Annotated in this window: 7 protein-coding genes; 6 read left to right on the forward strand and 1 reads right to left on the reverse strand. The window is 57.4% G+C overall.

The genetic code is table 11. The features are described 5' to 3' along the window. Positions 1 to 194 (forward strand): hypothetical protein (locus tag WA354_RS06620; protein ID WP_472812215.1); only part of this gene is annotated, 194 nt, incomplete at its 5' end. 97 nt (positions 195 to 291) lie between these two features. Here the strand turns inward: WA354_RS06620 and WA354_RS06625 are convergent. Continuing rightward, positions 292 to 1,212, reverse strand: coding sequence for a TIGR03435 family protein (locus WA354_RS06625; RefSeq protein ID WP_472812216.1), 921 nt, complete (start codon positions 1,210 to 1,212; stop codon positions 292 to 294). A 46-nt stretch (positions 1,213 to 1,258) separates the two neighbouring features. On the opposite strand from WA354_RS06625, the gene cdd reads away from it, so the two are divergent. The 5 genes from cdd to WA354_RS06650 form a co-directional block, all read left to right on the forward strand. Continuing rightward, positions 1,259 to 1,687, forward strand: a complete 429-nt coding sequence (gene cdd, locus WA354_RS06630; protein ID WP_472812217.1) for a cytidine deaminase — start codon at positions 1,259 to 1,261, stop codon at positions 1,685 to 1,687. Positions 1,688 to 1,814: 127 nt separating this feature from the next. Then, complete coding sequence (locus WA354_RS06635; protein WP_472812218.1) at positions 1,815 to 3,197, forward strand: thymidine phosphorylase; 1,383 nt, start codon at positions 1,815 to 1,817, stop codon at positions 3,195 to 3,197. A gap of 174 nt (positions 3,198 to 3,371) precedes the next feature. Beyond that, positions 3,372 to 4,604 carry a NupC/NupG family nucleoside CNT transporter gene (locus WA354_RS06640; RefSeq protein ID WP_472812219.1) on the forward strand — a complete coding sequence of 411 codons (1,233 nt, stop codon included), beginning with the start codon at positions 3,372 to 3,374 and terminating at the stop codon, positions 4,602 to 4,604. A gap of 197 nt (positions 4,605 to 4,801) precedes the next feature. Continuing rightward, positions 4,802 to 6,436 (forward strand): AsmA family protein, encoded by a 1,635-nt coding sequence (locus WA354_RS06645; protein ID WP_472812220.1) that lies wholly within the window; start codon positions 4,802 to 4,804, stop codon positions 6,434 to 6,436. Positions 6,437 to 6,550: 114 nt separating this feature from the next. Continuing rightward, positions 6,551 to 7,228 (forward strand): hypothetical protein (locus tag WA354_RS06650; RefSeq protein ID WP_472812221.1); only part of this gene is annotated, 678 nt, incomplete at its 3' end.

The raw sequence follows: 7,228 nt of genomic DNA on the forward strand, positions 1-7,228 counted from the left end.
TGCTGGAGATCCGGCGGGGGCTGGCGGGTTGGCGTCCTGCCCGGTTGCAGAGAGACATCGTAGTCACTTTTCGCAGCCACCGGAGGTTCTGTCCGGGAAGCCCATTGCGCGCAGCATTTGTGGCGTCGTCTCTTCTGCTGGGGTGCTGCATCGCCGGACTGATCGTGATTCATCGCGTGACACACGGATTGTAAAGCCACTGTCCGAACTTGGCGCCGGCCCTCAAGCCGAGGTGGCTCACCCCAGAAATTTATCGATCGGGATCTCGAGATTTGAGTGGGAGACAGAATCTCAGTTCTCTGAAGGCGGGTCGATGTGATCGATCACGAGGACATCAACGGGGGCTTTACTGGATTTGAGCTCCAGGCCCAATTGTTCCTTGAGAGCGGTAAAAACGGATGGGCCCGCGTCGGGGACAGATACTGTCTCGGTGTTGGGAACACCAGATCGCGCGTCGTCGGAAGCGAATTTGAGGTTAATGGTGTAATTGCCCTGAAGGCCGGTTTTGTCGAGAACGACACGACCGGTAAAACGGGCGAGCATCTCGGCAAGATCGGCAGTTGCGTGCGGGCTGCTCTTGATGGTGATGGTCGAGCTTCCGAAATGTGTTCCCGAGTCAATCGTCGTTCCCTCTTCTTTCACATTTGCGAGCTTGGCGCCTTCTTTGCTGACGACCAGGTCATAAACCGGAAGTTCGCGGCTCTCAAGGTGCGCGGCAAGATGGAAGCGGTCAGCGAGAAGCGTCTGCACCATCTTCAGTAATTGAGGCTTGGCCTTGCTGTAGGGCAACCCCGCCTGCTTTTCTGCGAATTCCGGATCTGACTTCCCTTCGATGTCGTATTTCGCCGACTTGGTCCAAGCCGGGGCGCCGATGATGCGCGAATCGGGAATAGCGTAGGCATATTCAAGCAATTGCATGAGCGTCGCGTTGATGGCAATGAAGTGACCACGGTCGGCGTAGGAATAAATATGGGTGCGGGCAGTGTGGTCAGAGTTATTGGGATGGATAGAAACGACATCGAAAACGGGATCTGCAGAAAGTCCGGTGGATTTGACGATAGGTGGCCTTTCTGTCTTGGATCGAGGGTCAGACGATCCCACAGGAACCGGGCCCTGAGCCAGCATGGAGTATCGGGTGAAGCCGATGACGACCGCGGAAAGTGCAAACAGGATCATCCAACGGCACAGCCGATGTACAGGGCGAGCGGTCATGCATTAGCCTCAAGGTTCACTCGGTAGACAGATGAGGACTGCATTGATGATGACGAGCTTAGCGCAGGCAGCGCTCAATAACCTTCTGGAAGAGGCCAAAAAGGCGGCGGAGAACTCCTATTCGCCCTACTCGGGATTCAAAGTGGGCGCGGCGGTTCGCCTGACGAACGGCAAGGTTGTGACTGGCACGAACGTGGAAAACGTGAGCTACGGGCTAACCATCTGTGCTGAGCGAGCAGCTTTGGTGCGGGCGGTGAGCGAGTTTGGTCCCGACATTCGCATCGAAGCTGTTGCCGTGGCAAATCTGAACAACGCGGCCAGTCCCCCATGCGGGGCGTGCCGTCAAATGCTGGCCGAGTTCGCGGAACACGACGCACCGGTAGTTTTTCCAGCAGCAGATGGGATCAGGACAATGTCGTTTGAGCAGGTTCTGCCTCTCGGCTTCGACATGCGACTGAAGAAGACCGGAATTTGAGCATAGAAGGTTCCGATATTACTTATCTACTCGCGAGACGCTGCCTGTGATGATCGCGGCAATCCACACTTCTGCCACCTTTCCTTGCGATAATTTCATCTGTTCATGAAATTGAGGCTAACTTCGTATGTCTAAAAGGGCTGTTTCGCCGTTGCACATGATCGATCTGATCCGCAAGAAGCGCGATGGCGGTGCGCTTGACCCGCGTGAGATCGGGTTCATCGTGGCGGCTACGGCAGGCGAATCGATTCCACTGGAGCAGTTGTCGGCATGGCTGATGGCCGCATGGCTGAATGGACTGACAATTGAAGAAACAGGTGCGCTGGCAGTGGCGATGCGGGACTCCGGTGAGAAGTTCGATCCGTCGCGGCTCGGCAAGCAGGCGGTAGATAAGCACTCCACCGGCGGCGTGGGCGACAAAACCAGCTTTCTGGTTGCACCGCTGGCGGCGGCGTGCGGCGTGGCCGTACCCATGATCAGCGGGCGCGCTTTGGGCCATACCGGCGGCACTCTGGACAAGCTCGATTCAATCCCTGGGTTCCGCTCAGCGCTGACACTGGCGGAGTTCGAGGCCGTGCTGCAGCAGTGTGGTGCAGCCATTGTGAGCCAGACGCCGACCCTGGTTCCCGCAGACCGCGTTTTGTATGCGTTGCGCGATCGCACCGGTACGGTAGAGAGTCCCGGGTTGATTTGCGCTTCGATCCTTAGTAAGAAACTGGCAGCTGGTCTGAATGCGCTGGTGCTGGATGTGAAGACTGGCTCTGGCGCGTTCCTGCGCGAGCGCGCCGATGAGGAGTTTCTGGCGGCGTTGATGGTAGTAACGGCAGAAGCTGCAGGAACACGCACCGTGGCCCTGATGACCGACATGGGTGAGCCCCTGGGCCGGACTGCCGGCAACTGGATCGAGGTCGCGGAATGCGTTGAGTTGCTGCGCGGAGAGATGCCGGCGGACAACGCGGACCTGCGTGAGCTTTCATTGCGTCTGGCGGGCTGGATGATTCACCTGGGGGGCAGAACGCAAACGGCTGAGCAAGGCTACTGGGCCGCCGCGGGCGCACTGGCAGACGGAACAGCGCTGAAGTTGTTTTTCGAAATGGTGAAGGCGCAAGGCGGTGATCTGACTGTTTTTGACGACTTGAAAGGCTCGCACAAGCCGGGCGCAACCCTGGTGCTGAAAGCCTGGAGAAGCGGCTACGTGGCCGCGATGGACACGACGGAACTGGGCTGGGCGGTTCAGCGCCTCGGCGCAGGCCGCGAAAAGGCCGGAGAACCCGTCGATGCGCACGCGGGGATTGAGTTCCACGCCCGCCGTGGTGCGCGCGTAGAAGAGGGCCAGCCCTTTGCCACGCTGTACGCCACAAATGAAGCTATGCTGTCCGAACCGGTTGACCGCATCAAGAGAGCTATCACGTTTTCCGACGAACCGCCGGAAGAGATTCCCCTCGTCAGTCACATCTTTGCCCGCGAAAATGCAGAGAAATACTTGCGAGAGACAACTTCCAGTTCCTAGCTTCTTACCGGCAATCTGATTCACGTCTCCAGTTTGCCGCCGACTGCTGTTAGCCTGTTGATACCGAAAAACATTCGTGCGTTCTGGATTCCTGATCAATTGCTTCGGGAAGTTGATAAAGGGCTAGGAACTGGAAGCTGCAGGCTAGAAGCTGTCTTTGAAGGAGCGTTCGATTTGGCACGATTTACGGGGGTGCTGGGGATATTGGCCGTGCTGCTGGCGGCGTGGCTTGGCTCGACGGATAGAAAGCATATCCGCTGGCGCACGGTGGCGTGGGGTCTTAGCCTCCAGGTCCTATTCGCATTTCTCGTGCTTCGCTTCGACTTCGGACAGAGAGCCATGTTCTGGGCTGGCGGCGTTGTTACGAAGATGCTGAGTGCAACCACGGCTGGAACGTCTGTTCTATTTGGCAAGCTAGGCACGCCGGACACTTCGCTCGGATCGATCTTCGCCTTCCAGGTACTGCCCACAATCATCTTCATCTCTGCTTTTTTTGCCGTTCTGTATCACATTGGCGTCATGCAGATCATCATTCGCGGACTGGCCTGGGTGATGCTGAAGACGATGCGCATCTCGGGCGCCGAAAGCATGAACGTGGCGGCTTCGATCTTCATGGGTCAAACTGAAGCGCCTTTGACCATTCGGCCTTTTCTCTCGAAGGCCACGCGCAGCGAGCTCATGACCATCATGACCAGCGGCATGGCCCACGTGTCGGGCGGAATCATGGCCATGTATATCTCGCAGGGCATTGAGGCACGGCATCTGTTGTCGGCCGTCATCATGACTTCGCCGGGAACCATCCTGATGGCGAAGATGCTCGTTCCGGAAACAGAAGTTCCCGCCACCGAAGGCAAGGTTGTGATTCCGAAAGATGAGCAGCACAAGGACGAGAACCTGATCGGCGCCATCGCTCGCGGAACCATAGACGGCGGCAAGCTGGCACTGAACGTCGCCATCATGCTTATCAGCTTTCTGGCGCTTGTTGCCCTGCTCGATATGCTGCTGGGCTGGGCGCATATTCATGCCGGATTTCACTGGGTGCCGGGTAGCCTTGGCGAGATTCTCGGTTACGTTTTCTGGCCGGTGGCGTGGCTCATCGGAGTTCCCGCGCAGGATTGCAGCCTGATCGGCAACCTGCTTGGCACCCGCATGGCCCTCAACGAAGTCATCGCCTACATCGCGCTCGGAGCGCACAAGGCGATGATCACGCCGCGATCGTTCACAATTGCGACGTTCGCGCTATGCGGCTTTGCGAATCTCGGATCCATCGGGATGCAGATCGGCGGTATCGGCGCGCTGGTTCCCGAGCGCCGCAATGACCTTGCCCGGCTGGGCGTGCGTGCAATGCTTGCCGGTACTATGGCCAACCTCATCTCTGCATCAATTGCCGGGATCTTCCTGGGATAATCCCCACTTAAAAACTCGACCTCTCAGTGGGGCAGCGCTCCAATGAAATGCCGCATTCCAAATTGCAGGCATTCGAGCTTAGAATCGTTCGTTACACGGAACGATCAGTCCGCGATAGAATTGCGGCGCCTTGTTCAGAATTTAGACATCATAGTTATTGAATGGATCGGTTGTTGGACGTTGCGAGAGCATAAATTATGGCTCATCCCTCGGTAGTGCCGCCGGTGTCCGGCAGGACCTCGCCACCGCCAAAACACAGAGTCGGGCGCAAGGCGCACAGCGTCTGGCATCACGCTCCGCTATGGGCCCATATTGTCATCATCGCGGTCGGCGCACTGCTGGCAACCGCCGCCGTCCTGATTAGTGCCAACTGGCCCTATCGACATCGCAAGATTGCTCCGATGCTCGAAGATGTTCTTGTAGGCCAGGTTACTTTCACCGGCTATCACCGCACTTACTTTCCTAAGCCCGGATTCGTCGCTACCGGCATCACGATGCGTCGAAGATCCGCGCCCGATCTCGCGCCACTTGGCCACGTTGACACAATGGTCGTCCAGGGAACCTGGTCCGATCTCATCATGCTGCGCCAGCGTGTGGAGTTGGTAGACATCACCGGTTTGCATATCGTCGTACCGCCCATCGGCAGCAAGGAAAACCGAGAAGATTTCCCGCCCGGCAGCGCAAGTGATTTCGACGGTCCCGACACCATGATCGAACGTTTTGTGGTGCACAAGAGCCTGCTCGAAATCCAGCGCAAAGACGGGAAGCCTCTCTCATTTCCGATCAAGCAATTGGAGATCAAAAACCTGCACAAGGGCGAAGGGTTGTACTACGCCGTCGACATGCAAAATGCGATTCCCACGGGCCGCATCCTTGCACACGGCAGCATTGGGCCTATCCACGGCAGGGATCTGCTTTCGACGCCTGTAAGCGGCAACTTTGCGTTTACTGACGTCAATCTGCATGACGTGGGAGACATCAGCGGCACGCTGAATGCGCGCGGAGTCTTCAAGGGAACACTGGCATCGATGGAGCTGGAAACAAATACTGACACTCGCAACTTTGCGGTAACGGATGGGAAACCGACTCCCATAGAAGGCTCCATGCGTGCCACACTCATGGGTTCCAGCGGAGATCTGGAAATCCACGCGATCGACCTGAAGATCAGGGAAACCAGCATCCACGCTGTGGGCAGTATCAAGGGCAATCCCAAGCTCACGAATTTCGACATCAGCGTAGAGCACGGACGCGCTGAAGACGTGATGCAGCCCTTCGTTCATGATGACGTGCCAATCACCGGGCCTGTCTGGCTCAAGAGCCATGCCTATGTTGGACCGCCCGGCGACGGATTCATGGATCGTCTCCGCATGACCGGGAAACTTAACGTGCCGGCAGAGAAGTTGTCGGATCGTAAAAGCGAAAAGAATCTCTCGGCCTTCAGCGAGCGTGCCCAGGGAAATCGCACCCCAAACACCGGGGTCGATCCCGACAACAAGGCTACCGATGCGACGAAGGATGCGCTCTCGTCGTTGCAGGGAGAGGTACGACTTGAGAATGGCGTCGTATCCACGTCGCGATTGACGTTCAAGGTGGCTGGAGCAGAGGCCACGCTCGCAGGCACGTTTCGCTTCCACGGTGAAGTCGCGCACCTGACCGGCGATCTGAAAATGGACACGGACATTTCGCACACCACCACGGGCTTCAAATCGTTCTTGCTGAAGCCGCTTGCGCCGTTTTTCAAGAAAAAGAATGCGGGGGCGGTGGTGCCGATTGCGGTTATAGGCACCCCCGGGCGCTACCAGGTCACGCAGGACATTTCCCACAATAAATAAATCGCACAGGCCGGTGAATTAAAAGAGTTTGCCCACCTTCGAGCGGCCGGCCCACAAATCGCCAATAATCAAATGCGCATCTCACCCATTTGGAGGTCTTCCCGAGGGGTGCAAATGCCCAGAACATTGCGAATTGCAATTTGCCTGCTCGCAGCCGTCTGTGCGGTGGGACTGCTTGCTTTTCGCTATGATCCAGGTCCGTCGAGGCCTTTGGCTGCAACCACGCCTGTTCCCCCCCCTGCTCCCATCCTGAAGCCAGCGCCCTCGACGCCGATTGCCGAACAAAAGGCAGCGCTCGGCGACGACGAAACCTGGCGGCCAGAGTGGGATGGCACGATTGAAAAGGCGCTTCCCGCCGATCTACTTAAACCTGAAATGTCTGGCAGCGTAAGGCAATTCTGCCCGCGCTTCAGTTTTATGAAGGAAGTGGACAAGCGGCAGTTCTGGGCTTATTTCTTTCAAGCGCTTTCCGGCGCGGAAGCGGGGCTGAAAGCAACCTCAAATGTCCGGCACACTGAACCGCAGGTTGCGGTCGTGGATAGAGTCAGTCATCGCATGGTGCGCAGCGAAGGCCTGCTCCAACTCACCTACGAGGACGCGAAGCGATACGGATGCGACTTCAACTGGGAAGCGGATAAGCATCTGGAGGAGCACGATCCGGACAAAACGATTCTGCAGCCGGAGAACAATTTGCTCTGCGGTGTGAATATCCTCGAGAACCAGCTTGTCGTTCAGAAACGCCCCCTTCTGACAAAGGCCAGCTACTGGTCTACGCTGCGCCCTGGTTGGCCT

The organism is Occallatibacter sp. (genome assembly GCF_049802275.1).
Classification (GTDB): Bacteria; Acidobacteriota; Terriglobia; order Terriglobales; family Acidobacteriaceae; genus Telmatobacter.

What these genes read in the sequence shown, in the direction of transcription:
- WA354_RS06625 (WP_472812216.1), bottom strand. Translation starts at nt 1,212, where the DNA reads ATGACCGCTCGCCCTGTACATCGGCTGTGCCGTTGGATGATCCTGTTT.
- cdd (WP_472812217.1), top strand. Translation starts at nt 1,259, where the DNA reads ATGATGACGAGCTTAGCGCAGGCAGCGCTCAATAACCTTCTGGAAGAG.
- WA354_RS06635 (WP_472812218.1), top strand. Translation starts at nt 1,815, where the DNA reads ATGTCTAAAAGGGCTGTTTCGCCGTTGCACATGATCGATCTGATCCGC.
- WA354_RS06645 (WP_472812220.1), top strand. Translation starts at nt 4,802, where the DNA reads ATGGCTCATCCCTCGGTAGTGCCGCCGGTGTCCGGCAGGACCTCGCCA.